General features: G+C 64.6%; 24 protein-coding genes. 14 read left to right on the top strand and 10 right to left on the bottom strand.

Annotated features, from left to right (window positions below):
• Window positions 1–244: 244 nt before the first annotated feature.
• Window positions 245–430: a hypothetical protein gene (locus QJT78_RS12155; RefSeq protein ID WP_193375933.1), complete on the bottom strand. Its 186-nt coding sequence runs from the start codon at window positions 428–430 to the stop codon at window positions 245–247.
• 155 nt (window positions 431–585) lie between these two features.
• On the opposite strand from QJT78_RS12155, the gene QJT78_RS12150 reads away from it, so the two are divergent.
• The 3 genes from QJT78_RS12150 to QJT78_RS12140 all read left to right on the top strand — a co-directional run bounded on the left by QJT78_RS12150 (window position 586) and on the right by QJT78_RS12140 (window position 3762).
• Entirely contained in the window at window positions 586–2736 is a 2151-nt protein-coding gene (locus QJT78_RS12150) for a GumC family protein (RefSeq protein WP_028148970.1), read from the top strand.
• Window positions 2737–2879: 143 nt separating this feature from the next.
• A complete protein-coding gene (locus tag QJT78_RS12145) occupies window positions 2880–3038 on the top strand; it encodes a hypothetical protein (protein ID WP_166104648.1) in 159 nt (52 codons plus the stop codon).
• A gap of 283 nt (window positions 3039–3321) precedes the next feature.
• Window positions 3322–3762 (top strand): hypothetical protein, encoded by a 441-nt coding sequence (locus QJT78_RS12140; RefSeq protein ID WP_038943005.1) that lies wholly within the window; start codon window positions 3322–3324, stop codon window positions 3760–3762.
• A gap of 40 nt (window positions 3763–3802) precedes the next feature.
• Here QJT78_RS12140 and QJT78_RS12135 read toward each other — a convergent pair whose 3' ends face one another.
• Together QJT78_RS12135 and QJT78_RS12130 are read right to left on the bottom strand one after the other, a co-directional pair.
• Entirely contained in the window at window positions 3803–4825 is a 1023-nt protein-coding gene (locus QJT78_RS12135) for an LLM class flavin-dependent oxidoreductase (protein WP_028148968.1), read from the bottom strand.
• 30 nt (window positions 4826–4855) lie between these two features.
• Window positions 4856–5785 carry a LysR family transcriptional regulator gene (locus tag QJT78_RS12130; protein ID WP_028148967.1) on the bottom strand — a complete coding sequence of 310 codons (930 nt, stop codon included), beginning with the start codon at window positions 5783–5785 and terminating at the stop codon, window positions 4856–4858.
• A 107-nt stretch (window positions 5786–5892) separates the two neighbouring features.
• Between QJT78_RS12130 and styA the strand changes: the two genes are divergently transcribed.
• Window positions 5893–7143 carry a styrene monooxygenase subunit StyA gene (gene styA, locus QJT78_RS12125; RefSeq protein ID WP_038943004.1) on the top strand — a complete coding sequence of 417 codons (1251 nt, stop codon included), beginning with the start codon at window positions 5893–5895 and terminating at the stop codon, window positions 7141–7143.
• 24 nt (window positions 7144–7167) lie between these two features.
• The gene (styB, locus tag QJT78_RS12120) at window positions 7168–7653 is read left to right on the top strand and encodes a styrene monooxygenase NADH-dependent flavin reductase subunit StyB (RefSeq protein ID WP_028148965.1); all 486 of its coding nucleotides are present in this window, start codon (window positions 7168–7170) and stop codon (window positions 7651–7653) included.
• 39 nt (window positions 7654–7692) lie between these two features.
• Here the strand turns inward: styB and QJT78_RS12115 are convergent, their stop codons facing one another.
• The gene (locus QJT78_RS12115; protein ID WP_028148964.1) at window positions 7693–8763 is read right to left on the bottom strand and encodes an AraC family transcriptional regulator; all 1071 of its coding nucleotides are present in this window, start codon (window positions 8761–8763) and stop codon (window positions 7693–7695) included.
• A gap of 219 nt (window positions 8764–8982) precedes the next feature.
• On the opposite strand from QJT78_RS12115, the gene QJT78_RS12110 reads away from it, so the two are divergent.
• Window positions 8983–9330, top strand: coding sequence for a hypothetical protein (locus tag QJT78_RS12110; protein ID WP_240537567.1), 348 nt, complete (start codon window positions 8983–8985; stop codon window positions 9328–9330).
• Between the two features lie 52 nt (window positions 9331–9382).
• Here the strand turns inward: QJT78_RS12110 and QJT78_RS12105 are convergent, their stop codons facing one another.
• From QJT78_RS12105 to QJT78_RS12090, 4 genes are all read right to left on the bottom strand, one after another.
• A complete protein-coding gene (locus tag QJT78_RS12105) occupies window positions 9383–10096 on the bottom strand; it encodes a class I SAM-dependent methyltransferase (protein ID WP_080586553.1) in 714 nt (237 codons plus the stop codon).
• Window positions 10093–10548, bottom strand: coding sequence for an Rrf2 family transcriptional regulator (locus QJT78_RS12100; protein WP_028148961.1), 456 nt, complete (start codon window positions 10546–10548; stop codon window positions 10093–10095). The genes QJT78_RS12105 and QJT78_RS12100 overlap by 4 nt, the downstream gene beginning before the upstream one ends.
• Before the next feature lie 230 nt (window positions 10549–10778).
• Window positions 10779–12800, bottom strand: a complete 2022-nt coding sequence (locus QJT78_RS12095; protein WP_038943003.1) for a YgiQ family radical SAM protein — start codon at window positions 12798–12800, stop codon at window positions 10779–10781.
• A gap of 96 nt (window positions 12801–12896) precedes the next feature.
• Window positions 12897–13043 (bottom strand): hypothetical protein, encoded by a 147-nt coding sequence (locus tag QJT78_RS12090; RefSeq protein WP_155257780.1) that lies wholly within the window; start codon window positions 13041–13043, stop codon window positions 12897–12899.
• A 107-nt stretch (window positions 13044–13150) separates the two neighbouring features.
• Between QJT78_RS12090 and QJT78_RS12085 the strand changes: the two genes are divergently transcribed.
• Together QJT78_RS12085 and QJT78_RS12080 are read left to right on the top strand one after the other, a co-directional pair.
• Complete coding sequence (locus QJT78_RS12085; RefSeq protein WP_028148958.1) at window positions 13151–14089, top strand: DMT family transporter; 939 nt, start codon at window positions 13151–13153, stop codon at window positions 14087–14089.
• A gap of 190 nt (window positions 14090–14279) precedes the next feature.
• A complete protein-coding gene (locus tag QJT78_RS12080; protein ID WP_162136493.1) occupies window positions 14280–14420 on the top strand; it encodes a hypothetical protein in 141 nt (46 codons plus the stop codon).
• Window positions 14421–14426: 6 nt separating this feature from the next.
• Here the strand turns inward: QJT78_RS12080 and QJT78_RS12075 are convergent, their stop codons facing one another.
• Together QJT78_RS12075 and QJT78_RS12070 are read right to left on the bottom strand one after the other, a co-directional pair.
• The gene (locus QJT78_RS12075) at window positions 14427–15122 is read right to left on the bottom strand and encodes a GntR family transcriptional regulator (RefSeq protein ID WP_028148957.1); all 696 of its coding nucleotides are present in this window, start codon (window positions 15120–15122) and stop codon (window positions 14427–14429) included.
• A gap of 8 nt (window positions 15123–15130) precedes the next feature.
• The gene (locus QJT78_RS12070) at window positions 15131–16543 is read right to left on the bottom strand and encodes an FAD-binding oxidoreductase (protein ID WP_028148956.1); all 1413 of its coding nucleotides are present in this window, start codon (window positions 16541–16543) and stop codon (window positions 15131–15133) included.
• Window positions 16544–16721: 178 nt separating this feature from the next.
• On the opposite strand from QJT78_RS12070, the gene QJT78_RS12065 reads away from it, so the two are divergent.
• The 6 genes from QJT78_RS12065 (at window position 16722) to serA (ending at window position 25163) form a co-directional block, all read left to right on the top strand.
• Entirely contained in the window at window positions 16722–17606 is an 885-nt protein-coding gene (locus tag QJT78_RS12065) for a dihydrodipicolinate synthase family protein (protein ID WP_281460238.1), read from the top strand.
• A gap of 202 nt (window positions 17607–17808) precedes the next feature.
• The gene (locus QJT78_RS12060; protein ID WP_038952375.1) at window positions 17809–20139 is read left to right on the top strand and encodes a TonB-dependent siderophore receptor; all 2331 of its coding nucleotides are present in this window, start codon (window positions 17809–17811) and stop codon (window positions 20137–20139) included.
• Window positions 20140–20141: 2 nt separating this feature from the next.
• On the top strand, window positions 20142–21170 hold the full coding sequence (locus QJT78_RS12055; RefSeq protein WP_038943002.1) for an extracellular solute-binding protein: 1029 nt from the start codon (window positions 20142–20144) through the stop codon (window positions 21168–21170).
• On the top strand, window positions 21163–22356 hold the full coding sequence (locus QJT78_RS12050) for a PepSY-associated TM helix domain-containing protein (protein WP_028148951.1): 1194 nt from the start codon (window positions 21163–21165) through the stop codon (window positions 22354–22356). Before QJT78_RS12055 ends, QJT78_RS12050 begins: the two co-directional genes overlap by 8 nt.
• Before the next feature lie 73 nt (window positions 22357–22429).
• Window positions 22430–23662, top strand: coding sequence for a rhodanese-like domain-containing protein (locus QJT78_RS12045; protein ID WP_281460237.1), 1233 nt, complete (start codon window positions 22430–22432; stop codon window positions 23660–23662).
• A gap of 256 nt (window positions 23663–23918) precedes the next feature.
• Window positions 23919–25163 (top strand): phosphoglycerate dehydrogenase, encoded by a 1245-nt coding sequence (gene serA, locus QJT78_RS12040; RefSeq protein ID WP_014491432.1) that lies wholly within the window; start codon window positions 23919–23921, stop codon window positions 25161–25163.
• Window positions 25164–25263: the final 100 nt, after the last annotated feature.

The following is a 25263-nucleotide window of genomic DNA, read 5'->3' as shown; positions in this document are numbered from 1 at the left end:
GTGGATACGCAAGATTCCCGGTCTCGTGCGTCGGCGACTCCCGACGGCAATACTACGATCCCGGTGCGAAAGGCGCACGCTGTTGTGAGGCGTGCCGAGATTCCCGACGGCGGCGGGCGAGCCCGAGGTCGACGCCGAATCACTGAGGCGAGAAAAATCACGAGTAATTTCAAATCTGTATGAGCTCGTGGTTTTATTCTGAATGGCGCGCCGGAACTCCGTTCCGATTGCGCTGCAGCGGGCTCTAGTGAGTGCGGGTCAGCTCCACGCCATCGACCACCATTTTCCAGGTTCCCGCTTCCCGGTGAGGCGGCGTCGACACCTCGAATGTCGTCGAGAGGAATGCAATGCCGACGACGAAATGATCGCCCTCGAACTGCCGCAGCGGAGCGTTGATCGACGTCGTGGTGGTCGCGCCAGCCCGGTTCAACCGAAGGCGCCGATGCCGCGCGGCGCATCGGCACGCGCGTTAACAGATTGTTCATTGACCACGACGCGCCAGCCGTAACCGCCGGTTAACCATGGATATTTACGGTGTAGCAAGCCTCTGAACCGGGGCTGTCAGTTGATTTCGAGTCCAATCCCATGGCGTTCGGTCGAAGCGCATCTCCGCGAAGCATCGCCCCGACGGAGCCTGCGGCTTCGTGGGAAGCGCCGCGGGCTGCGACGGCGAAGCCTGACGGCGCTGCTCCTGCGCAGATCAAGGGATCGCTGACCGTCACCGGTGCGCTCTCCTTCCTGCGCGAGAATGGCCGGCGCATCCTGACGCTGGCGCTGGCGCTGTTCGCCCTGGGCGTCATTGTCCTGATGGTCTTGCCGGTCCGGTATGCCGCGACGGCCCTGGTCGTCCTCGATCCCCGCGAGCTGCGCGTGACCTCGGAGCAGGACGTGCTGCCGGGCATCGGCCAGGATGCCGCGGCGCTTCAGAGCCAGATCGAGATCGCGAAATCGGACGGCTTTCTCCGGCCCCTGATCGAGCAGCTCAAGATCGCCGACGACCAGGACATCGCGGGCGGTTATACCGACATGACGCGCCTGCTCGAAAAATTCCGCAACCGTCTCGATATCTCGCGCCGCGGACTGACCTACGTCATTGCGATTTCATTCACCTCGAACAGTGCGGAACGCTCCGCGCATTACGCCAATGCCATCGCCGAGGCGTTCGTCGCGAGCCAGGGCCGTGTCCGCACCGAGGCGACGGACGAGGCGGCCGACTGGCTCAAGGACCGGCTGAAGGCATTGAACGAGCGCCTGCGCGTATCGGAAGATGCCGTTGCCGCCTTCAGGTTCGAGCACAAGATCCTCAATGCCGGCAAGGATTCCACGACCCAGCAATTGCGGGTGACCGACCTCAACCAGCAGGTCTCCGCCGCGCGCGCACGCACCGAGGAAGCGAGGGCGCGTTACGAGCAGGTGCAACGCGATCTCAAGGCCAATGTCGAAGGTCCGGTGAAGCAGGACCTGCTGAGCATGCTGCGCGCGCAGCGCTCGACCCTGAACGACCAGATCGCGCAGAAGAAAGCGGTGTACGGCGACCGCCACCCCGACCTCGCGATCTCCTACAGCCAGCTGGCTGACATCAACAGGCAGATCGAGGTCGAGCGGAAGAAGAACATCGACACGGCGAAGTCCGAATATGAGGCTCAGCTGGAGCAGCAGAACGCGCTGGAAAAGCAGCTCAAGACGGTCGAGACGCAGATGCTGGTCGACGGCCAGGCGCTGGTGAAGCTGCAGGAGCTGCAGCGTGACGCCGATGCCAATAAGAACATCTACGAGCAGTTCCTGTCGCGGTTCAAGACGACCAGCGAGCAGCGCCAGCTGCAGAGCTCCCAGACCAAGATCGCCTCGCTCGCGATTCCGCCGATGCGCTCGACGCGTCCGCCCCTCGCCTTGCTGCTCGCGGCGCTCGCGATCGGCTCGATCCTGACCTCGACGGCGGCCGTTGCGGCGATGGGAAGCATGTCCGACGGGCCCGCGCCTGCCGAGGCTGCCGCTCCAACTCCTGCTCAAACTCTTGCGCGTGCGGAAGCGGCGGACGCGCAAGTCCAGCGTCCGGCTCCGGCCGCGCGCCAACCCGAGGCGATGCCGAACCTGCCTGTCTGGGCCCGCATTCCCGATCTGGCGCTTGGCGCCGTGCCCAACACTGTGTGGCAAAGGCCGATCACTGCCTCGGCCGAGCTCGATCTCGGCGCATATCTGCGTCCGCTTCTCGAGCGGATCGATCGCGCGCCGGTGCGCGGCTGCAAGGTCGCCCTCGTGTTGTCGGTCGGAAAGGGGGCAGGCGGCAACACCGTTGCGCGCTCGCTCAATCGCGCGGCGGTGAATCGGGGCATGATGAGCGTACTGATCCGGCTCCAGCCGGAATTCGCCGGTCATCAGCCTCCGGTGACCGAATGGCAGGACGGCTCCACCACGGCAGGGCTGCAGTCGATCGACGAGCTGCTGAGCGCCGGCAGAAAAGCCGATGCGCGGCCCGAGGACGATATTCGCTCGGAGTTCGATCTGATCGTCGTCCATGCGAGCAATCTCGCACTTCAGCCCGACGCCATCGCGCTGGCCGCGCACGCGGATCTGATCATCCCGGTGGTGCGCGCCGGCGAGCTCGGTTCGGCGGCGATGCGGCGGGTTACCGCTGCGCTGTCGCGATATGGCACCGTGCCGACCGGTCTCGTCGTCAATCGCGCGCCGGCGGGTTCGGTGGCGCCTGAGGGCAGCGCGTTAAGCAGGGCGGTTTGACGATGCCGACCGCAGGCAAAGCTGCGGCTCATGCCTGAGGCGCCGCGCGCAAGCGCACCTGTAATCTGCTTCACACGCAAACGCGCCCAATGAAGCTAGATGAACCAGGGCCCGCCTCCGCGCGGCCCGGTTCGGAGCTGGCGATGATGGCTGCACTGGCAAAGGCGATATCCCGCGCGACGAGAACCAACGTTGATGTCGAAACCGTAAAGGTGCTCGTGATCTTCTCGGGCGCGGGCTTGCTGCTCTCTCTCGTGGCCGCGATGATCTACGGACAGGCCCTCAACGCCGCCTTGTTCTGAGATCGCGCGAGGCCATCTCGCTTCGACCCGAAGCAGGTCCTCATCCCAGGAGCCCGTCCAAAGCGGGCATCTCGAAGGTATCCGCCTTGCATTCGGACCGTCATTGACGCCGTGAGGCCCGGGCGCGGACTGACATCACCACGAATTCACGGGACTTCATCCTCCGCGCATCTGACAAATGTGAGATGCGGGGGGCGTCCGTGAGCTTCGGCCGCCCCATTTTATCGGCCCACGGTCTGGTTTATCTCTGTCACTCCGGTGCCCTGCGCAAGGAGGCAGACGCGTGCTCGATCATATTCTCAGATTCATGACGCTCGGGACGATCATCGTCGGCATGACGGCGATCTACGTAGCGCTACACACCAACAATCGGCGTCTGGGCGCGGACATCTTCCTTCGATATTCCGACCGGGTCTCCGACCTGCGACGCCGCCTTCCGGTCGCGGCATTCCTCGAGCGAGGGGCTGCCGGCGACATTGAGATCACACCGGAAGAGCGCCGGGCGGTACACGAGATCATTCACGCGATCTTCGAGCTCTACGAGCTCAAGGTGCATGGCTTCTTTCCGCCGGCGATCTGGAAGATCAGGGAGCCCGATATCGAACGGCTGCTCTCGCTCCCGGTCTTTCAGCAGGAGCTGGCGGGCCTGGAGGGCCGATATACGAAGCATCCGCGTTTGACAGCTTGGCTTGAGAAGATCAGGGGTCAGCAAGAGGCCGCCTGACTTTCGCAGTGAACCGGTCGCAGTGAACCGGTCGACGGTCTCACCGCCAGCCGAGCGCCGGCGCGACGTGCTTCAAGATCGCCTCGATCGCATGGGCGCAATAGTCGACGCCGAGCTGGTTCGGAATCGTCAGCAGCAGCGTATCAGCCTCGGCGATCGCCTCGTCCTGCCGTAGCTGCTCGATCAACGCCTCCGGCTCGGCCGCATAACTCCGGCCGAAGATCGCGCGCGTTTGCGGGTCGATGAAGCCGATCTGGTCTTCGCCTCCGCGCTCCCCGCCGAAATAGGCGCGGTCGCGATCGTTCATCAGCGCGAAGATGCTGCGGCTGACGGACACGCGGGGCTCACGGGTGTGGCCGGCTTCCTTCCACGCGGCGCGATAGCTACGGATTTGCGCCGCCTGCTGCACATGAAAAGCTTCGCCGGTCTCGTCGTTCTTCAGCGTCGAGCTCTGCAGATTCATGCCGAGCTTCGCCGCCCACACCGCGGTCGCGTTCGAGCCGGCGCCCCACCAGATCCGTTCGCGCAGGCCTGCCGCATGTGGTTCGAGGCGCAGCAGTCCCGGCGGATTGGGAAACATCGGCTGCGGATTGGGCTCGGCAAAACCTTCGCCGCGCAACAGGTCCAGAAAGACCTCCGCATGGCGCCGGCCCATGTCGGCATCGCTCTGGCCGTCGGCCGGGCGATAACCAAAGTAGCGCCAGCCGTCGATCACCTGCTCCGGCGAGCCGCGGCTGATGCCGAGCTGGAGCCTCCCGCCGGCGATGAGATCGGCGCTACCCGCATCCTCGATCATGTAAAGCGGGTTTTCGTAGCGCATGTCGATCACGGCCGTGCCGATCTCGATTGTGCTGGTTCTCGCGCCGACGGCGGCGAGCAGCGGGAAGGGCGAGGCCAGTTGGCGCGCGAAGTGATGCACGCGGAAATAGGCGCCATCCGCGCCGAGCTGTTCCGCCGCGACGGCCAGCTCGATGGATTGCAGCAGCGTGTCCGCCGCCGAGCGGGTCTGCGATTGCGGCGAGGGCGTCCAGTGTCCGAAGGACAGAAATCCGATCTTTTTCATGGGCGTCATTTAATGATGGCGGGGGCGGCGTCAACCGCCTGCGCCGGCGGTGCGGGTATGCGACGGGGCTGGCGCGAAATGCTCGGCGCGGTCGACCAGGAGATCCAGAAAACTTCGCGCGCGCAGCGACATCCACTGCGTCTCCGGATAGACCGCGTGCAGGGGCAACGCGGCGATGGTGTAGTCCGGAAGCACATGTTCGAGCTCGCCGCTGCGAAGGCCCTCCGCGGCATTCCATTCAGGCAGGATCGCGATGCCGAGATGCTGCATCGTCGCCTCCTGCATCGCATCGGCGTCGTCGACGTGAATGGGTCCGTTGATCGATGCGACGTGACGGCCATGCTCGGATTCGAAGGCCCATTGGTGCGCCGGCGACATCCGTGAATAGACGATGCACTGGTGCGAGCTGAGATCGTCTGGCGTCCGCGGCAGCGGGCGGCCGTGCAGATAGGTGGGTGTTGCAACCAGATGGCGCTGCACGGTCCCGAGCCGGCGGGCGACCAGCGTGCTCGCCTCCAGGTTTCCAATGCGCAGCGCCAGCTCGATGCCTTCTTCCACCAGATTGACGAACCGCTCGCTGAAGCGGATGTCGACCCGCACCTCCGGATAATTCCGAACGTACTCGGCGATAACGGGCATCATGTAGCGCCGTCCGAACGACGACGGCACGCCGATCCGGAGCGTGCCGGTCGGGCGGGATGCGGCCTGTTCGACACTCGACCGCGCCATGTCGAAGCTGTCGAGGATCTGCCGCGCGAGATCGTAGATCCGGTGCGCCTCGGCCGTCGGCTTCAGTGTGCGCGTCGTGCGCGAAAACAGCTGCGTGCCGAATTCGCTTTCAAGCATCGCGATGCGCTTGCTGATCGCGGGCTGGCCGATCCCGAGCTCCTTGGCCGCAGCCGAGAAGCTGCCGCCCTCCAGGGCGCGAACGAAAGCGCGCAGGCAATCGATCCGGTCCATAATTCATTCCGATCTGGAATAAATTATATCCCATTTATTCCGTAGTGCGCAACACGGCGGATCGCTAGGCTCCCTCAAAACAAGCAATCACAGGGGAGGAGACGAAATTGGCACGCCATATCGGAATTGTCGGTGCCGGCATCGCCGGCCTGCATCTCGCGCTTTACCTGCAGAAGCACGGCGTGGACGCGACGATCATCACGGATCGACCGCCCGAGGAATACAAGAACATCCGCCTGCTCAACACCGTCGCGCATCACCACGTGACGATCGCGCGCGAGGACTATCTCGGCGTCAATCACTGGAGCGATCCGAAGGACCATTATTACTACCACGACCACGTCTTCAATTTTCCGCAGCCGCTGAGTTTTCGCGGTGATTTCTCGAAGCCGAGCCGCGCCGTCGACTACCGGATCTATCTTCCTGCCCTGATGCAGGATTTTGTCAGCCGCGGCGGCAAGATCGAATACCGCCGCATCGAAGAGCGCGACATTCGTCCGCTGGTCGCCCGCTTCGATCTCCTGGTCGTCTCGACCGGGAAGGGCCCGCTGGGCCAGCTCTTCACTTACCGGCCGGAGCACACGCCCTATTCGCAGCCGCAACGGCGGCTGTGCGTCGGGCTTTACACCGGCGTGCGGCAGCCCGATCCCATGAACGTCACGCTCTCGGTGTCTCCAGGCCATGGCGAGATGATCGTGATCCCGACGATTACGTTCGGCGGTGTCGCCAACGCGCTGCTGATGGAGAACGTGCCCGGCGGCGACATGGAGGAACTGGCCACGCTCAGCTACGACGACAACCCGAAGCACTTCTTGAAGGTGCTGCTGGGCAAGCTCGAGAAGCATCACCCGACGACCTACGACCGCATCGACACCGCGCGGTTCGATCTCGCGCAGCCGCAGGATCTGCTGCAAGGCGGCGTGGTCCCGACGGTGCGCAACACTGTGGTCGAGTTCGACGACGGCAAATGCGCGATCGCGCTCGGTGACGTCCATGCGATCGTCGATCCCATGATGGGCCAGGGCGCCAATATCGCCTCCTATGCGGCTTTCGTGCTCGGCGAGGAGATCGTCAACGCCGATGCGCTCGACGTGCGCCTGTGCGAGAAGATCGAGCTGAAACGACAGGACCGCGTGCTGGCGGCCTCGCGCTGGACCAATGTGATGCTGCAGCCGCCGACGGAAGCGCTGGGCATGCTGATCGGCGCGATGAGCCAGAACCCGGCGCTGGCCAACGAGTTCACCGAGAATTTCAACTACCCGGACCGGCAGTGGGATCGCATCTGCACGCCGCAGCGCATCCAGGCCTGGATCGAGCGCATGTCGGCGCCGCCTGAGCCGGTCAGGGCGATTGCGTGAGGACCGATGCGAGTGGGGACTGACATGCCGCGCGCCAATCCGGCCTCGTTCCGCGAAGCCGCATCGCGCTTCACGACCGGCGTCGCGGTGCTGACCGCGCTGGACGAGCACGGCCGCGTCTGCGGCATGACCGCGAACAGCTTTGTCACCGTCAGCCTGTCCCCGCCGACCGTGCTGGTGTCGGTCATGCCGGGACGCATGCACCGGGCGATCTCGGCGACCGGACGTTACTGCGTCAACGTCCTGCCCGAACATGGCCGGGACCTGTCGCGGCACTTCGCGAGCCAGCCGAACACCGGCGCTGCTCCCGACTACGACATCGTCGACGGCCTGCCGCGTCTCTCCGGCTGCATGGCCTGGTTCGCCTGCGAGGTCACACGCCACGTCGATGTCAGCGACCACACGCTGATCATCGCCGAAGTCTCGAGCTGCGACTATCGCGACACCACGCCACTGGTGTTCTTCTCAAGCCGGTATCATCTCGGGCCGGGCCTGCCGGTGGATCGGTGAGGGGGGCGGGGTACAAGCGACGAACATTTCCGTATTCTGTCAGCTCCGGGAGGAGTTCGCGCGTGCGCGCTTTGCACGAAGCGGCGTATCGTCGAGGCCACCGGCGTGCTTGGGATCGCCGGCGGCGCGCCATTGTCTCGGCGTCACCCCGGTCCACCGCCTGAAGGCGTGCGTGAATGCGCTCACTTCCCCGTAGCCGAGGAGCCACGCGGCTTGTGAAATCGACAGTTCATCTTTCTTCAAATAGCTCTTGGCAAGGTCGATCTTCATCTCGTCGAGGATGCCACTGAAGGTCAGTCCCTCCAAAGCGAGGCGCCGCACCAGCGTGCGATGACTCATCCCCAGTCGACGGGCGATCTCTTCGACCCGTGCCTCACGATGCGGGAGCAATGGGGCGATTGCATTCTCGACGCTCGATCTGAGCGAGATTTCGCCGGATTTCCGGTGTGCGAGCGCCTGCTCGCAATAGGTCACCAGCAGATCGTTCAGATAGTGGTCAGCGCTTTCGATTGGCATCGGCCCCACGGATACCGGGAAAGCGATCTCGTCGACATCGGACCCGAACTCGATCTCGCACCCCAAGAACGACCTGACCTCTGTGGGCGTCGTTCGACGGCGATGTACCATTTTGAGTCGGCTCGGGATCAGGCGGCGATTGGTCAGGGCGCGGTTCAAGCGAATGATTGAGGTCAGCCAGAATTCGATCTGGTGCCGATCCGAGCGCCGTTCCACGCCGATATATTTCAGCGTGATCGTCATCTCTTTCGCGGCGAATCGCAGCGAAATCCCCTCGTTGGCGAGACGGCAATAGCGCTCGGCCTTTGCGAAGGCTTCGGCAATCGTCCCAGAAGATGCTGCCACGTAATAGAGCAGGCCGATTTCACGAAGGTCGAAGTCTCGTGCCAGGTGGAAGCCGAGGCTGTCGTCCTGCAACGCCTCGGCCCCAAGTTCCAGAAACCTGATCTGGCTCTCGGCGCTCAGGCGCGCCTTGCGATCCTCGATCTGCTTGAGAGTCAATCCGACCCTGGACAGCAGACCGTCCGCCTCGATGCCGGCGTCCTGCAGGCGTGCCCAAACCAGGCGGGCGATTCCGCCGGTCGCACTGGGCATTGTTTCGGGATGGGGCGAATGGGCAGCCGGCACACCGAACCCTTTCGTCGTTGCTGCTGCGGGCCTCGCTCTTTGGGCTCGCCGATCGTGACCACGGCATGAAAAATCAACTTATTGGCTCACGATAACAAGAAACCGGGGGTCTTGTGACTTAAATCGCTTGTCTGCCCTCAGACTGGTCTTGCGTTGTCGGGGCAGCCCCTTTCCCCGAAAGCTACGATGGCCTTGATGTCCAGTAGTGACGGCGTCGTGCCGCCCATAAACGTGAAGATTTTACGAGGTTACGGAACGTTGCTCGGAATTCCTCATATCGCCCATGGCTCCCGGACGGTTGCGCTCGAGCGGGTCGGGGATTGCGAGATCAGCATGTTCGAAGCGCTTGGGGGCGGCTTGCCCGAGAGCCCGCTCTTCTGGATGGAGCTGTTCGACCTCAGCGTTGATTCGTCGCTCGACAGCCGCGGCTGCTACAACATGCGCGACGCAGTCGCAGCGTTCGAAGACTTTGCTTCGCAAGCGAGCCGTTTGGCGGAGGTGCCGCTTTGTGCAGAGAGCGAAACGGCAGGCTGACAATCGCCGCGCAGACCGCCAGCTCCCGGCAAAGCGGTGCAGTTGATTTGCCTCAGGCGTACGCCACCCAACCGCGGAACGTGAAGCCGGCGTAGAATAGGGTTGGGTCGGTAAAACCGGCGTCGCGCAAAATCGCTTCATCTCGTGCGGGCGACAGAATGCTCAATTGCCCATCGACCGCTTGACGTGCGGCCGCCGCCTTGTCGGGCTCGACTCCGGATGCAGCCGGGAACGCGGAATAGCGCGAGAGCCAGCGCGGCCGCTCACCATCGCCGTCAGGAATGCTGAAATGAGCTGCCACGAATGCCGCACCAGGCTTGAGGCGGCGGTGGATTTCCGAGGCGATGCGACGCCGTTCCTCGACATCGACGAAGTGCAAAGTCAGAAGGCATGTCGCGCCGTCGAACGGTCCCGCCGGTGCATCGTCGATATAGCCTTGATGCAGATGCGCGCGCGATGCGAACGGACCCAGCGTTTGTGTCGCCAGATCGAGCATCGCCGCGGACGGATCCACGCCATCGAAAGTCCAGCGCGGCTGGGCCTGCGCGAAGGCCCTCAATTCGAGGCCGCCGCCGGCACCGAGCGCCAGTATCCGGGCGTCTTCAGGCGAGCGCTCGGCCAGCAGGATCGCGGCCATCGACAACATCGCATTGTAGCCGGGAACGAAGCGCGGCGGTCCCTCAGTGTATTTCGCCACCATCTGCGGATCGGCGAACGCGCTTTGAATGTCAGTCACGATATTGCCTTGCTGAATGGAGCACGTCACGCGTGCACGCTCATGCCTTGATGTTTTCGGGACCCGAGGCGCTGACGCAGATCGTCGCTCAGCATTGCGAGCGTCACCTCGCCAAAGCGCATCAGCAGCAGTGCCTCTGCATCGTCAAAGGCGCGATTGAGCGCGGCGTTGACCGCCTGCTCGACGAGACAGCCGGGCGACTCCGTCCGGTTGCCCATGGCGAGAAGCGAAGGACTGCCAAGCGCGATGTAGACGTCGCGCAGCGTCACCTTCGTAAGATCGCAAGCCAGCGTCCAGCCGCCGCCGTGCCCTTTCTCGGATCGGACCTGGCCGAGGTCCCGCAGCCCCGCCATGATACGGCGGATCACCACCGGATTGGTGTCCATCGCCCTCGCAAGTGTCTCGGAGGTGAACGGGCCAGGCTGCTGCGCCATGTGCAGCAGGACGTGGAGCGCGCCGGACAAGCGGCTGTCTCGTTTCATGTAACTTTACATGTTACATGATGGCGCCGAGGTCAACTGGTTTCGGAGCGGGCGTAAGGAGCTCGTTGCCATCCCGCGTCCGTTTTGCCCGACAGGTCAACGTCTCTGCAGACCGCCTAAGCCATTGATCCCGCTCATGCCGGCTACTGTGCATGGGGTTGTTTTCGACATTTTTGTTTTGGAGGCACGACAGCCGCGGGCTGAGCCGGATCTCATCCGGCTCTCGCCCGCTACTTCATCACCCGCAGGCCCTTGGTCGTGAACCGCTGCGTCTTGCCGCCGGGGCGGACCGGGCGCCGTGTGCCGGCGGCCTTGCCGGTGCCGGGGGGCTGGTGCGCGGGGACGAGCTGGTCGGGGCGGGAGCCGATCAGATCGGCGCGGCCCATGTCCTTCAGCGCCTCGCGCAGCACCGGCCAGTTGTCGGGGTCGTGGTAGCGCAGGAACGCCTTGTGCAGGCGGCGCTGGCGCAGGCCCTTGATCGCCTCGACCTTGTCGCTGCCGCCGCGGCGCACGCCGCGCAGCGGGTTGACGCCGGTGTGGTACATCGCGGTCGCGGTCGCCATCGGCGAGGGCAGGAAGGTCTGCACCTGGTCGGCGCGATAGCGATTCTTCTTGAGCCAGAGCGCGAGGTTCATCATGTCCTCGTCGGTCGTGCCCGGATGCGCCGCGATGAAGTAGGGGATCAGGTAGTATTTCTTGCCGGCCTGCTCGGCCGCGGCATCGAACATCCGCTTGAACTGGTTGTAGGCGCCGATGCCGGGCTTCATCATCTTGTCGAGCGGGCCGCGCTCGGTATGCTCGGGCGCGATCTTTAGATAGCCACCGACGTGATGGGTGACGAGCTCCTTGATGTATTCGGGGCTCTCGACCGCGAGGTCGTAGCGCACGCCGGAGGCGACCATCACCTTCTTGATGCCCTTGGTCTCGCGCACCTTGCGATAGAGCCGGATCAGATCGTCGTGCGAGGTGTTGAGGTTCGGGCAGATCTCCGGGAAGACGCAGGACGGCCGGCGGCACGCCGCCTCGACCTTCGGATCCCTGCACGCCATCCGGTACATGTTGGCGGTGGGGCCGCCGATGTCGGAGATCACGCCGGTGAAGCCCGGCGTCTTGTCGCGGATCTTCTCGATCTCGCGCAGGATCGAGCCTTCCGAGCGGTTCTGGATGATGCGGCCTTCGTGCTCGGTGATCGAGCAGAAGGTGCAGCCGCCAAAGCAGCCGCGCATGATCGTCACCGAGAACTTGATCATGTCCCAGGCGGGGATCTTTGCGTCGCCATAGGATGGATGCGGCGCGCGCGCATAGGGCAGGTCGTAGACCGCGTCCATCTCGTCGCTGGTGAGCGGGATCGGCGGCGGGTTGAGCCAGAGGTCGCGATCGCCGTGGCGCTGCACCAGCGGCCGTGCATTGCCGGGATTGCTCTCACGATGCAGCACGCGCGAGGCGCGCGCATAGGCGTCCTTGTCCTGCTCGACCTGCTCCAGCGCCGGCAGGCGGATGACGGTCGCACCCTTCTGGCGCGTTGCGCCCTCGTCGGCGGAATCGAGATCGTCGGCGTGCAGTTCGCTGTAGTCCTCCGGGACGCGGCGGAACAGCGCGACGCCCCTGATGTCGCTGAGCTCGCGCGGTGCTTCGCCGGCGGCAAGACGGTTGGCCACCTCTACGACGGCGCGCTCGGCATTGCCGTAAAGCAAGAGGTCGGCCTTGGCGTCGGCCAGCACCGAGCGGCGCACCTTGTCGGACCAGTAATCGTAATGCGCGATCCGGCGCAGCGAGGCCTCGATGCCGCCGAGCACGATCGGGACATCCTTGAACGCCTCGCGGCATCGCTGGGCGTAGACGACGGTGCAGCGGTCCGGCCGCTTGCCGCCTTCGCCGCCCGCCGTGTAGGCATCGTCATGGCGCAGGCGGCGGTCCGCGGTGTAGCGGTTCACCATCGAATCCATGTTGCCGCCGGTGACGCCAAAAAACACCTTTGGCTTGCCCAGCGCCTTGAACGGCTCGGCCGAATGCCAGTCGGGTTGGGAGATGATGCCGACCCGAAAGCCCTGTGCCTCCAGCAGCCGGCCGATGATGGCCATGCCAAAGCTCGGATGGTCGACATAGGCATCGCCCGTCACCAGCACGATGTCGCAGGCGTCCCAGCCGAGCGCATCCATCTCGGCGCGGCTCATCGGGAGGAACGGCGCCGGCTTGCGCGGGCGCGCTTGCGCCATCAGGGGCTTTTCGGCGGTGATGATCTGGGTGTTCATGGCGCCTACGCATAGGACTCCGGGCGTACGAATACAACCGACGGACGCGTGAAAGATCGCGGTTCCGCCAGGGGCAAACCGGCCCGCGCGAGCGCATTAACCGTTCGCGAACCCCTGCCGGACCTCGGCAGTCGTGGCCGGCTCGCCGCCATGCTGGTGGACCATCCGTACGGCGTCCTGGACGAGGCGGAGATTGGTCACTGTTGAGCCCAGCAGCGCCGCCTCGATCCAGGCCTTGCGCATGGCGCGCACCGACGCGCCGCCCGGAACAGTGCGCGTGCCGCCTATGCACACCAGCGATCCGGCTTCAGGGTTCTCACCGCGGCCGACATCGGATATCCGATTGCTCCATGGGCAAGGAAATTTCTGACGGCGGTGATGACGCCGGCGCGGCGCCGTCCACCGAGGCCTGGCGCGGTGCGGTTGCGCTGATCGGCTTCATCCTCGTGGCAACCGCGCAGGCCTCAAATCAGATTCTGGCGCGGGGCCTCGCGGGCTCCGTCCCGCCCTTCGCGCTCGCCTTCTTCCGCTGGAGCATCGTTGCCATCGGGCTCGCGCCGATCGCATTCGCCGAAATCCGCGCCGGCCGCGTGCCACTTGGCAAGAACATCTGGCCGATCCTCGCCGCCGGCTTCATGGGCATGTTCCTCTGCGGAGGCCCGGTCTATGCCGCGGGCATCTCGACGACGGCGATCCACATCGCGTTGATCATGGCGCTGTCGCCGATCACGGTGCTGATGATCTCTGCGTTGCTCGGCATCGAGCATGTCGGCCCGCTGCAATGGCTCGGAACAGCGCTTGCGCTTGCCGGCGCCTTGCTCATCATCTCCGGCGGTCATCCGGAGACCTTATTCGCACTGGAGACGGCAGCGGGCGACGGCCTGGTCGTGATCGCGATGCTCGGCTGGTCCGGCTACACGCTGCTGCAATCGCGCGCGGCGCCCAAGGCGTCGCTGCTGGCGCGCATGAGCCTGTTCGCAGGCGCCGGCGCGCTGTTCTCGCTACCGCAGGCGCTGATCGAGATGTGGACCATGCCGGCGCAGGTCTTCAGCACGAAAGCGGTGTCGGCTTACGTCTTCGCCGGGATCGTTCCCGGGCTGCTCGCCTATGCCGGCTTTGCGTGGCTCGGCGGCAAATTCGGTTCGGTCCGAACCTCGCTCGTGCTTTATCTCGGACCGATCGCGAGCGCCCTGCTGTCGTTCGCAATTCTCGGTGAACCGCCAAAACTGATCCATCTATTCGGCGGTGTGCTGATCCTCGGCGGGGTCTGGGCGAGCCTGCGCAAATAGTTCCATCGATCGGAGTTGTGGTTCATCTGCAGGAACCAACCGCCTCCGCGAACATTCTGATCAAGGGACCGGTGCGAGCCACGCTCGCGCGCGCCCCGACCATCCCGGCGCCAGTGCCGTAACCGGATTCTGCCTCGACGCTTCGTTTCGGGGCGATGGGGGACTTGTGAGTACGGTCATAGAGAACTTGTTGTCACGGAAGCAGAAGCTTGTGGAACAGCTCGAGAAGGCGCAGTCGGTCGACGATCGCGACAAGATCGAGCACCAGCTCGAACAGATCAACACCGCGCTGGATTTTCTGGACAGGCCGGGATCGAAGGACGCGCGGTAGAAGCGCTCAGTCCACCTTCAGAGCCTCCACTTTCAAGGCCTCCACTTTCAAGGCCTTGGCGTAGACCAGGCCGGAATTGGTGATGTGGGTCGTCATCAGCGCTTCGAAGGCGGCGAACTCGCCGCGCGCGAACAGATCGAGCAGCTTGCGATGCTCGTCGAAGGACGAGCGGGTGCGCACGTCGATCGGCGACGTCAGATTGGTGCGCAGCGCGGCGACGCGGCCCGAGACGAGCTGGTAGGATTCGATGAGATAGCGGTTGCCGCAATGCGCGAACAACCCTTCGTGAAAGCTCGCATCGGCGCGGCCATAGGCGATGTTGTCCTTCGCTGCGATCGCCGGCTCCATCGCCGCGATTGCCTCGCTCACCGTCGCAATCGCGCCGTCGCGATCATGACGAAACGCGAGCCCGGCGGCCTTGGGCTCGAGCGCGATCCGAAAGGTGCAGAGCGCGGTGATGTCCTCCGCGCTCGGCGTGAACACGAAGCTGCCGACCTGCGGCCGGATCACGACCAGGCCCTGCGCCTGCAGCTGGCCCATCGCCTCGCGCACCGGCGTGCGGCTGACGCCGAAGGAGTTCGCCACCATCTCCTCGGAGATGGCGGCGCCAAGCGCGAACTCGCCGTCGATGATGGCCTGGCGCAGCCGCAGCACCACCCGCTGCGACAGCGATTTCGGCGTATCGAGCTTGAGCGTTCGCATCTGCTGTCTCAGATCACCTTGCCGGGATTGAGCAGGTGATCGGGATCGAGCGCGGCCTTCAGCGTCCGCATCAACGCGATCTCGGCTTCGCTCCTGGCATGGCCCAGCCACTTCTTCTTCAGCGTGCCGATGCCGTGCTCGGCGGAGACGCTGCCGCCCAGCTCGCGCACCAGACCGTAGATGATCGCGTCCATCTCTTCCTTCGGCTGCTGCTCGACGGAAAGACCGGTGACCCAGGACACGAGATGCAGATTGCCGTCGCCGATATGGCCGTAATAGACGCTCTCGCACCCCTTGATGCCGGAGGCGAGCGCGGCCTTGCAGCGGGTGACGAACTCGTCCATCCGCGCCACCGCAAGCCCGATGTCATAGGAGATGTGCGGACCCAGCACCTGGCCGAACTCGGCGCAGATGTCGCGCACGCGCCAGAACGCCTGCGTCTGCGCCAGCGATTGCGCCACGGCGGCATCTGCGAGCAGTCCGCGCTCCATCAGCTCTTCGAGCCAGGCCTGGAAGCGCGGTGCATCCAGGCTCTCGTCGGTGCCTTGGGCCTCGACGAGCACGTAAAGGCCGTGGCCCGCCGCGACCGGCGGCTTCACGCCGGCGCGCGTCGTGATCACGTCCCAATAGTCCGGCCACATCACTTCGAACGCCGACAGCAGCGGCCCGAGCCCGCTTCGCGCGGCATCGAGCAGGGCGATCACCGCGGCATAGTCCTTCAGCGCGCACAGCGCCGCCATGGTCGAGCGCGGTTTCGGGAACAGCCGCAACACCACGCGGGTGATGATGCCGAGCGTGCCTTCGGAGCCGATGAAGAGATGCTTGAGATCATAGCCCGCGTTGTTCTTCATCAGCTTGTTGAGGCTGGTGATGATGGTGCCGTCGGGCAGCACCACCTCCAAGCCGAGCACCAGTTCGCGCGTCATGCCGTAGCGGATCACGCGATTGCCGCCGGCATTGGTGGAGAGATTGCCGCCGATCGCGCAGGAGCCGCGCGAGCCGAGATCGAGCGGAAAGAAGAAGCCGGCTTCGTCGGCGGCCTTCTGGATCGTCTCCAGCGGCGTGCCCGATTTCACCGTCATCGTCATTGACGCCCGATCGATCTCCTCGATGCCGGTCATGCGCTCGAGCGAGATCGCGACCCAGCCTGCTTCGGGCGATGCGCCGCGGCACAGCCCGGTCAATCCACCCTGCGGCACGAAGGGCAGCCGCGCCTGCCGGCAGGTCGCAATCGCATCGGCAACGCCTTGCGCATCGACCGGTCGGATCACCGCAAGCGGCGTTTGCGGCAGGCTCGCGCTCCAGTCGTTGCAATTGCGCGCGGGCACCTCGGTGCCAACAAGCACGGCGGCCGCGCCGAGCTTGTCGCGCAGGGCGCCGAGCAACTGATCGGGACGCTCAATGGGGCTCACCATGTTCATGCGAGACCTCCTCGGAATCTGGCTGCGTCTCATGCGCGCCGTGATGGTGGAAAGGATTTGCGTCCGTCTTGTATGTAAGGTACAACATAAAAAGTAAAGCAAAAACAAGGCCCGGAAGGCCTCTTAAGATCGTTCGAGATCAGAGGCTTAGTCCGGGACCGCAGCAATGGGTGGTGAGATGACGGAGGCAATTCGCGGGTTCTGGGTGGCGTCGGCGACGCCGCTGGCGACTGATGGTAGTGTGGACTCCGCCAAGCTCGCCGCTCACGCCAGGCAGCTCTTCAGCAAGGGCGTCGATGGCGTCGTGCTGTTCGGCACCACCGGCGAGGGCACCTCCTTCAATGTCACCGAGCGTGTCGCGACCATCGAGGCCGTGCTCAAGGCAGGCGTCGCGCCCGAGCGCATCGGCGTCGGCGGCGGCTTTCCCGCCATCACCGACAGCATCGCGCTGACACGCGCCATGCTCGGCCTCGGCCTGCGTCACGCGCTGTATCTGCCGCCTTACTTCGATCGCGGCGTCTCGCCCGAGGGGATCGAGGACGCGTTTGCCGCGATCATCGACGGCGTCGCTGATGATCGCCTGCGCGCCTCGCTCTATCACATCCCGCAGGTCTCCGGCGTTGCGATCCCGACCGGTGTCGCTGCGAACTTGCGCAAGCGTTACGGCAAGGTCGTTGCGGGCCTCAAGGACTCCAGCGGCGACTTCAAGCAGTTCCAGGCGTTCCGTAGTGCTGCTCCCGATCTCGCCATCACCGTCGGCAACGAAGCCGACATCACTCGCGCGATCGCAGCCGGCGGCGCCGGCACCATCTGCGGCATGGCCAACGTCGTGCCCGAGCTGGTCAAGGGCATGGTTGACGGTAAGGACGTCGAGGCGCGCATGCAAGCCGCGACCGACGTCGTGCTGAACACGCCGTCGTTCCTTGCGACGCTGAAGGCAATCCTCGCCGCACAGACGGGCGACGCAGGCTGGCTGCGCGTACGCCCGCCGTTCCGTGCCTCGTCCGATGGCGCGGCGCTCAAGCGAAAGATTGACGAGCTGATTGCTCCTGCCATCGCGTGAAATGTAAAACCTTCGTGACACGTTGCCGCAAATTCGCGCGCAGCGTGTCGCGATAACAGCGACGTCAATCGGTGATTGCCGTTCAGTGCGCTGATGCGCTTAGAACAATTCAACACTAGAGCGATTCAAGCTCGCCTACAGTTCTCTTCGATCCCGCCGACTGTTACAGGCGCACACTTCAATGTTCTTGACTTGAAGTGGAATGAAAGTGCGTGCCCCCGTGGATGGCCAGCGCGTCAGCGGCCATCGTCATCGTGCCGGCAAGAGCCGTGCAGGTCTTCTCCTCGGCGCAGCGGTGCTGCTCGTCGAATCCCCCTCGAACACGACAAGTGCGCTGGCGCAATCGGCGCTGCCGCCGGTGACGGTGGAAGCGCCGGTGCAGCGGCCAAAGCCGGCCCGCGCGTCACAACAGTCCCAACGCCGCGCGCAAACCGTTGCGCGCCAGCGCAATGCCAATCCCGCACCCGCAGCGCCGACAATATCGGAGCGTGCAGCAGTCGCGGCCGCCGCGCAGCAGGCTGCCAAGCTCGGTTACCGCGCGATGCCGAGTTCGACCACACTGCGCAGCGGCGCCTCGCCCCTCGATACCTCGCAGGCGGTCAACATCGTGCCTGAACAGGTGTTGAAGGATCAGCTCCCGCGGAACATCGACGATGCGCTCATCAACGTCTCCGGCATCACTCAGACCAACACGCTCGCCGGCAGCCAGGACGCGGTGATCCGCCGCGGCTTCGGCGATAATCGTGACGGTTCGATCATGCGCAACGGCATGCCGCTGGTGCAGGGCCGCAGCTTCAATCCCGCGGTCGAAAGCGTCGAGGTTCTGAAGGGGCCGGCCTCGCTGCTCTACGGCATCATGGATCCCGGCGGCATCGTCAACACGATCAGCAAGCGGCCGGAGCTCTATCAGCACGGTTCGGTCACGTTGCTCGGCTCGGCATTCAGTGCCTCGAAAACCGGCGCCGACGGCCTGCTCGACGTTACCGGTCCGATCGGCGATCAGGGCCTTGCCTATCGCTTCATCGGTTACGGCGTCAGCGAGGATTACTGGCGGAATTTCGGCCGTCATCGCGAGATGCTGGTCGCGCCGTCGCTGGCCTGGTACGGCCAGGACACCACGGTCCAGCTCAACTACGAGCACCGCGAGTTCATCTATCCGTTCGATCGCGGCACGGCGTTCAATCCGGTGACCAAGGCGCCACTGGCCGTGCCGTCCACGCGTCGGCTCGACGAGCCCTTCAACAATACCTGGGGCACGACCGACCTGATGCAGGCCTCGATCGAGCACCGCTTCAACCAGGACTGGAAGCTCTACGCCGGCTACAGCTACAACACCGAGAGTTCCAGCGCCAACCAGCTCCGCATCACCGGCATCAACTTCACGACCGGCAACGAGACGCGCAGCAATGACGGCACGCAAGGCTCGCTCAGCAATGCCAGCTACGGAACGTCGTACATTTCCGGCAGCTTCTGGCTCGGCAATATGCGCAACGAGGTGGTATTCGGCGGCGACGGCCAGTATCGCACCATCTATCGCGACAATCTGATCCGGCAGGCCACTCCCGCCATCAACGTCTACAATCCCATCTACGGGTTGGTCGGACCGGGCACGACGGTGTCGAACAGCGATAGCGCACAGACCGACAAGCTCGGCCAATGGTCGCTGTTCTTCCAGGACACCCTGCATCTCACCGAACGGTTCGCGCTGGTCGGCGGCGTCCGTTACATGGACTACGACCAGATCGCCGGGCGCGGGAAACCGTTCATCACCAATACCAACGTGTCGCAAGACAAGGTGCTTCCCCTGGGCGGGGCCATTCTCAAGCTGACCGAGGAAGTCTCGCTCTATGCGAGCTACACCGAGTCGCTGAAGCCCAACTCGACCATTGCGCCGATCGGCATCGTGATCGATTCCAATGTCGCGCCGGAAGAAGGCGTGTCATACGAGACCGGCCTGAAGTTCGATCTGAACAAGCGCATCTCTGGTACGCTCGCAATCTACGATCTCGACAAGAAGAACGTGCAGACGACGAAGACGAACAGCGCTGGCGTGGTGGAACTCCATACCGTCGGCCGCGCCCGCTCGCGCGGCGTCGAGCTGGACGTGACCGGCAGGCTCACCGACCGTTGGGCCCTGATCGGCAGCTATGGCTATACCGACGCGCGGGTGACGGCATCCGAAGATCGGTCGCTCTACGGCATGAAGCTGCAGAACGTCGCGCTGAACACGGCCTCGCTCTATCTGGTCTATGATTTCGGTACAGCTTTGCCGGGCCAGCTCCGCCTCGGCGGCGGCGCGCGCTATGTCGGCGACCGTCCCGGTGATGCGATCAACAGCTTCTTCTTGCCGTCCTATGTGGTCGCCGATATTTTCGCGACCTATGAGACGAAATACCAGAACACGCCGGTGATCTATCAGCTCAACGTCAAGAACCTGTTCGACACCGTCTATTATCCCTCAGCCGTCAACAATCTGAACGTCGCGATCGGCGATGCGCGCCGCGTGTCGCTGTCGGCAACGGTGAAGTTCTAGCCATGGCGGTGCGGCACAAAGCCATCGCGGTCCTGATCGCGGCGGCGGCTGCCTGCCTTACTGCCACAGGTGCGAGCCGCGCCGAGGAGATCACGCTCTATTCGACCAGGGAGGCTGCCTTGGTCGAGCCGGTCGTTGCGGCCTTCACGGAAGCCAGCGGCGTCAAGGTGAAAATCGTCTTCGTCGAGGATAGCCTCGTCAAGCGACTTGCGTCGGAAGGTGACGCGTCGCCTGCCGACGTATTGATGACGATCGGGTTGGACAAGACGACCCAGCTCTCCAGCCGCGGTCTGACGCAAGCCTTCACGCCGTCGCGCCTCGACCAGGTGGTCCCTCCAAATCTCCGTGGTAACGGCGCGCAATGGCTTGCGCTTTCCGTCCGACCGCGTGTTGCCTTTGTGCGCAAGGACAGCGCGCTTGCCTCGATCGACTATGAAGATCTCGCCGCTCCCAATTGGCGCGGCAAGCTCTGCATGCGCTCGCCGCTGCATCAGAACAATGTCGCGCTGGTTGCGGCCTATCTCGTCCATCACGGCGAGGCCGCGACGGAGGCCTGGCTCGCCGGGCTGAAGGCCAATCTCGCGCACAAGCCTGATGGCAAGGACAACGACGTGATCCGCGAGATCGCGCAAGGCACGTGCAAGATCGGCATCGGCAACACCGTGGCATTGGCGCAATTGGGCGACGGACGGGAAGGGGCCGACTGGCGTGCCTGGGCGATGGAGGTCAAGGCGGTGCCATCGACATTCAAGGGCGGCGGCACGCATGTGAACCTTACCGGCGCGGCGATCGCGCAACAGGCGCCGCATCCGGCGTTGGCGCGACAATTCCTCGAATTCCTTGTCACGCCGGCAGCGCAGCGGATCTTTGCCGCTGCCGAGTTGGAATACCCCGTGCTTGCTACAGCGGAGCGTGCACCCATCGTTGCCGAAATGGGTACGTTCATCGCCGATGCAATTTCGATCGACCAGATCGCCGCACATCAGCAGGCCGCGATCTCGCTTATCAAGAAGGTTGGCTTCGATGAGTAGGGTGGGGCATCACATCAAGGCCGCTCTGCACCAGATTCACTCGATCGCGGGCCTCGTGCTCGCGCTGCTGCTGGCCCTGATCGCGCTGACCGGCGCGATCATGAGCTTTGAGGACGAGATCGGCGACTATCTGAATAGCGGTATCATGCAGGTGGCGCCGCGCCAGGCGCCGGCGCTGATGCCGGACGAACTGGTGGCCCGGCTGAGGGCGGGGCAGGACCTCGGCAAGGTCTCGGCCGTCACGCTGTCGAGCGATCCGGCTGCGGCGGTGCGTATCCGCTTCGCGCGCGACGAGCAGGGCGCGCGGCCGACATCGCTCTATGTCGATCCCTACGACGCGCACGTGCTGGGTGCGCCGCGTGGCGAGGAGTTCTTCGCGACCGTGCGCAGGCTGCATCGCTGGCTGTTGATCCCCGGCGATGCCAAGGGCTGGGGGCGCCAGATCACCGGCATCGCCGCGCTCGGCCTGATCGTCATGCTCATCTCGGGCCTCGTGCTGCGCTGGCCGCGCCACGCCGGCAGCGTGAAGATGTGGCTGAAACCCAATCTCGGACTCAGCGGGCGCGGACTGCACCGTTCGCTGCATGCCGTCATCGGCACCTGGGTGCTGCCTGTCTATCTGGTGATGACGCTGACCGGGCTCTGGTACTCGTTCGACTGGTATAAGGACAGCGTGGTCTGGCTGCTGTCGCGCCCAGAGGTCACTGCTGCGAAGATGCAGCCCAAGATGTCCGCAAAGGAGCCGCGCGCAGCCAGCCGGGCCGAGCCGGCTCAGCCGGTCGGATTCGATCGTGCATGGACGACGCTCCAGCATGAGGAGGGGAAACTTTTCTCCAGAGCGTTGCTGACGCTGCCCGCCGGACCCGGCACGGTCATCCGGATCCGGTCGTGGCCGAAGGATTCGACGCTCGATACCACGCGCGACGAATTCCGCGTGGATGCGGTCACGGGGCAGTTGATCTCGGCGGAGCGCTATGCCGACAAGACGCTCGGCGAGAAGATCATCGCGAACGTGCTCGACATCCATCGCGGCGCGTTCCTGGGTTGGCCGGGCAAGCTCGCCTTCATGATTGCAGCAGCGTTGATGCCGCTGTTCTCGGTCACTGGCATTTTGCTCTATCTGTCGCGCCGCAGGCTGCGGCGTCCCGCGCAGCCACCGCTCGGGCGGCTGGTTCCGGGCGAGTGAACGGCCGCGAAGGCTAGCCAAGCGCGCGACAATCGTTCAAAAGCCCTTGGCCGTACTTGCCAGGGTTCACGCCATGAAGCTCCCCACCGTCACCCCCGCCGATATCGGCCGCGCGCTGCTGCTCCGCGAGGAGATCGCGCTGCTCGATCTCAGGTACGAGGCCAGCTTCGCCACCGGCCATCCGCTGTTTGCCGCCAACATGGCCGCGGACCGGATCGCGATCGAGGCCGAGGTGAGGCTGCCGCGCAAGGACGTCGCGATCGTGCTCTATGATGATGGCGAGGGACTTGTTGCAACCGGCGCCGAACGGCTTGCCGCGCTCGGCTACACCAATGTCAGCGCCCTCGACGGCGGACTGAAGGCCTGGCGCGATGCGGGCTATCAGGTGTTCGAGGACGTCAATTCCTATTCCAAGGCATTCGGCGAGCTGGTCGAAGCGCGGCGGCACACGCCCTCGTTCAGCGCCGACGAAGTGGCAAAGCTGATTGCGGACAAGGCCAACATCGCCATCCTCGATGTTCGCCGCTTCGACGAATATGCGACCATGAACATTCCGGGCTCGGTCAGCGTGCCCGGCGCTGAGCTGGTGCTGCGCGCAGGACAGGCCGCGCCCGACCCTGAGACCACCATCATCGTCAATTGCGCCGGGCGCACGCGCTCGATCATCGGCACCCAGTCGCTGATCAATGCCGGCGTGCCCAACAAGGTGCGGGCGCTGCGCAACGGCACCATCGGCTGGACGCTGGCGCGGCACACGCTCGATCACGGTGCCGACAGGCGTGGCGCGATCGGGCCGTTCGAGGGTGGCCCGGCCAATGCGCGCGACGTCGCCTATCGTGCCGGTGTTCGCCATATCGGCGCGAACGAGGCGAAGGCGCTCGCAGCGCGGACCGATCGCACGCTCTATCGTTTCGACGTGCGCGACGCAGAAGAGTATGCGGCTGGCCATCTCCCCGGCTTCCGGCATTATCCCGGTGGCCAGCTCGTCCAGGAAACCGACATGGCCGCGCCCGTACGTGGCGCGCGCATCCTCCTGACCGACGACCAGGGCGTGCGTGCCGACATGACGGCATCCTGGCTCGCGCAGATGGGTTGGGAGGTCTACGTCCTCGAAGGCGGTTACGAGGGTGAGCTCGAGGTCGGCCCGCCGCGCGTGCTGCCCAAGCCCGATCCGGCACATCGCTACCGCCGGCCCTACGAAGGCACGGACGTCGCCGAGCGCGCGATGCAGGCCTATCTCGACTGGGAATACGGTCTCGTCGAGCAACTCCGGCTCGACGGCACGCACGGGTTTTATGTGATCTAAATCCGTCACCCTGAGGTGGCCGCGTAGCGGCCCTCGAAGGGCGACGGCCCGGCTGTATGGGGGCCGTTCATCCTTCGAGGCTCCCCACGCGACGCGTTTCGCCGCGTAGCTCGCACCTCAGGATGACGGAGCTAGTGGTGGGATGCCAAGCACGCCTCCCCCACCCCGCCATCTTCTCCCCATATCCAAACCCTATTGTGCTGCATCTCCCCCGCGGTCTATGAGCTGCGGCAAAGCTGTGACCTACGGAGATTCCATGCCAGCCCCAGGCCAAAGCCCCGAGCGGAACGCGAAGGCGCTGTTGCTCGAAGGCGTCAATGACAGCGCTGTCGACCTGTTCCGAAGCGCGGGCTTCGCCAATGTCGAGCGGCTGACCAAGGCGCTGGACGGCGAAGATCTGCGGCGCGCGCTGAAGGGCGTATCGCTGCTCGGCATCCGCTCGCGCACCCAGATCACCGATGAGGTGCTCGCGGCCGCCGATGGGCTTCTCGCGGTCGGCTGCTTCAGCGTCGGCACCAACCAGGTCGATCTCCTGGCAGCGCGGAAGCGTGGCATTCCCGTGTTCAACGCGCCGTTCTCCAACACGCGCAGCGTTGCCGAGCTCGTGATCGGCGAGATCGTGATGCTGCTGCGTCAGATCTTTCCGCGCTCGGTGTCCGCCCATGAAGGCGGCTGGGACAAGTCCGCTGCCGGCAGCCGCGAGGTGCGTGGCCGCACCCTCGGCATCGTCGGCTATGGCAATATCGGCTCGCAGCTTTCGACCCTTGCTGAAGCCATGGGCATGCGCGTGATCTATTACGACCGCACCGACAAGCTCCGACACGGTAATACCGAGCCGGTCGAGAAGCTCGAAGAGCTGCTGGCGCAGAGCGACGTCGTCAGCCTGCACGTGCCGGAGACGCCGGAGACATCAGGCATGATCGGCGAGAAGGAGCTGCGGGCGATGAAGCCGGGCTCATTCTTCATCAACAACAGCCGCGGTACCGTGGTCGATCTCGATGCGCTCGCAGGCGCCTTGCGCGACGGTCACATCGCGGGCGCTGCGATCGACGTCTTCCCGGTTGAGCCGTCCTCGAACGCGGAACGATTCAAGAGCCCGGTGCAGGGCCTCAACAACGTGATCCTCACCCCGCATGTCGGCGGCTCGACCGAGGAGGCGCAAGAGCGCATCGGTGGGGAAGTCGCGCGAAAACTGGTCGACTATTTCATCACGGGATCGACCATGGGCGCGGTGAATTTCCCGGAGGTGCAACTGCATCTGCGTCCCGCCGGTGCGCGCTTCAGCCATGTCCACCGCAACGTGCCGGGCATGCTGCGGCGGCTGAACGAGGTTTTCCTCCAGCGCGACATCAACATTGTCGCGCAATATCTGGAGACCGCCGGCGACCTCGGCTACGTTGTGCTCGACGCCGATCTGGGGGGTGAGGATTCGGCCGCGCTGCTTGCGCAGATCCGGGCGCTCGAGGGCACGGTTGGCGCACGGCTGGTATTCGAGCACTGAATCGCCCGACGTTCCGGTTGCATCTTGCGGCCACTGCTCCCACACTGCTGTCATCCTCGGCGTGCTACAATCGCGTCGAATTTGAGCTTCAGTTGCGTGG

The organism is Bradyrhizobium sp. Mp27 (genome assembly GCF_029953005.1).
Classification (GTDB): domain Bacteria; phylum Pseudomonadota; class Alphaproteobacteria; order Rhizobiales; family Xanthobacteraceae; genus Bradyrhizobium; species Bradyrhizobium barranii.
Note: the sequence above shows the minus strand (reverse complement) of the source record. Positions and strands in the feature narration are given on the sequence as shown.

What these genes read in the sequence shown, in the direction of transcription:
- QJT78_RS12060 (WP_038952375.1), top strand. Translation starts at nt 17,809, where the DNA reads ATGAAAGTGCGTGCCCCCGTGGATGGCCAGCGCGTCAGCGGCCATCGT.
- QJT78_RS12115 (WP_028148964.1), bottom strand. Translation starts at nt 8,763, where the DNA reads ATGCCCAGTGCGACCGGCGGAATCGCCCGCCTGGTTTGGGCACGCCTG.
- QJT78_RS12150 (WP_028148970.1), top strand. Translation starts at nt 586, where the DNA reads ATGGCGTTCGGTCGAAGCGCATCTCCGCGAAGCATCGCCCCGACGGAG.
- QJT78_RS12065 (WP_281460238.1), top strand. Translation starts at nt 16,722, where the DNA reads ATGACGGAGGCAATTCGCGGGTTCTGGGTGGCGTCGGCGACGCCGCTG.
- QJT78_RS12050 (WP_028148951.1), top strand. Translation starts at nt 21,163, where the DNA reads ATGAGTAGGGTGGGGCATCACATCAAGGCCGCTCTGCACCAGATTCAC.
- QJT78_RS12095 (WP_038943003.1), bottom strand. Translation starts at nt 12,800, where the DNA reads ATGAACACCCAGATCATCACCGCCGAAAAGCCCCTGATGGCGCAAGCG.
- QJT78_RS12075 (WP_028148957.1), bottom strand. Translation starts at nt 15,122, where the DNA reads ATGCGAACGCTCAAGCTCGATACGCCGAAATCGCTGTCGCAGCGGGTG.
- QJT78_RS12090 (WP_155257780.1), bottom strand. Translation starts at nt 13,043, where the DNA reads ATGCGCAAGGCCTGGATCGAGGCGGCGCTGCTGGGCTCAACAGTGACC.
- QJT78_RS12145 (WP_166104648.1), top strand. Translation starts at nt 2,880, where the DNA reads ATGATGGCTGCACTGGCAAAGGCGATATCCCGCGCGACGAGAACCAAC.
- QJT78_RS12110 (WP_240537567.1), top strand. Translation starts at nt 8,983, where the DNA reads ATGGCCTTGATGTCCAGTAGTGACGGCGTCGTGCCGCCCATAAACGTG.
- QJT78_RS12130 (WP_028148967.1), bottom strand. Translation starts at nt 5,785, where the DNA reads ATGGACCGGATCGATTGCCTGCGCGCTTTCGTTCGCGCCCTGGAGGGC.
- QJT78_RS12070 (WP_028148956.1), bottom strand. Translation starts at nt 16,543, where the DNA reads ATGAACATGGTGAGCCCCATTGAGCGTCCCGATCAGTTGCTCGGCGCC.
- QJT78_RS12045 (WP_281460237.1), top strand. Translation starts at nt 22,430, where the DNA reads ATGAAGCTCCCCACCGTCACCCCCGCCGATATCGGCCGCGCGCTGCTG.
- QJT78_RS12085 (WP_028148958.1), top strand. Translation starts at nt 13,151, where the DNA reads ATGGGCAAGGAAATTTCTGACGGCGGTGATGACGCCGGCGCGGCGCCG.
- QJT78_RS12055 (WP_038943002.1), top strand. Translation starts at nt 20,142, where the DNA reads ATGGCGGTGCGGCACAAAGCCATCGCGGTCCTGATCGCGGCGGCGGCT.
- QJT78_RS12100 (WP_028148961.1), bottom strand. Translation starts at nt 10,548, where the DNA reads ATGAAACGAGACAGCCGCTTGTCCGGCGCGCTCCACGTCCTGCTGCAC.
- serA (WP_014491432.1), top strand. Translation starts at nt 23,919, where the DNA reads ATGCCAGCCCCAGGCCAAAGCCCCGAGCGGAACGCGAAGGCGCTGTTG.
- QJT78_RS12135 (WP_028148968.1), bottom strand. Translation starts at nt 4,825, where the DNA reads ATGAAAAAGATCGGATTTCTGTCCTTCGGACACTGGACGCCCTCGCCG.
- styB (WP_028148965.1), top strand. Translation starts at nt 7,168, where the DNA reads ATGCCGCGCGCCAATCCGGCCTCGTTCCGCGAAGCCGCATCGCGCTTC.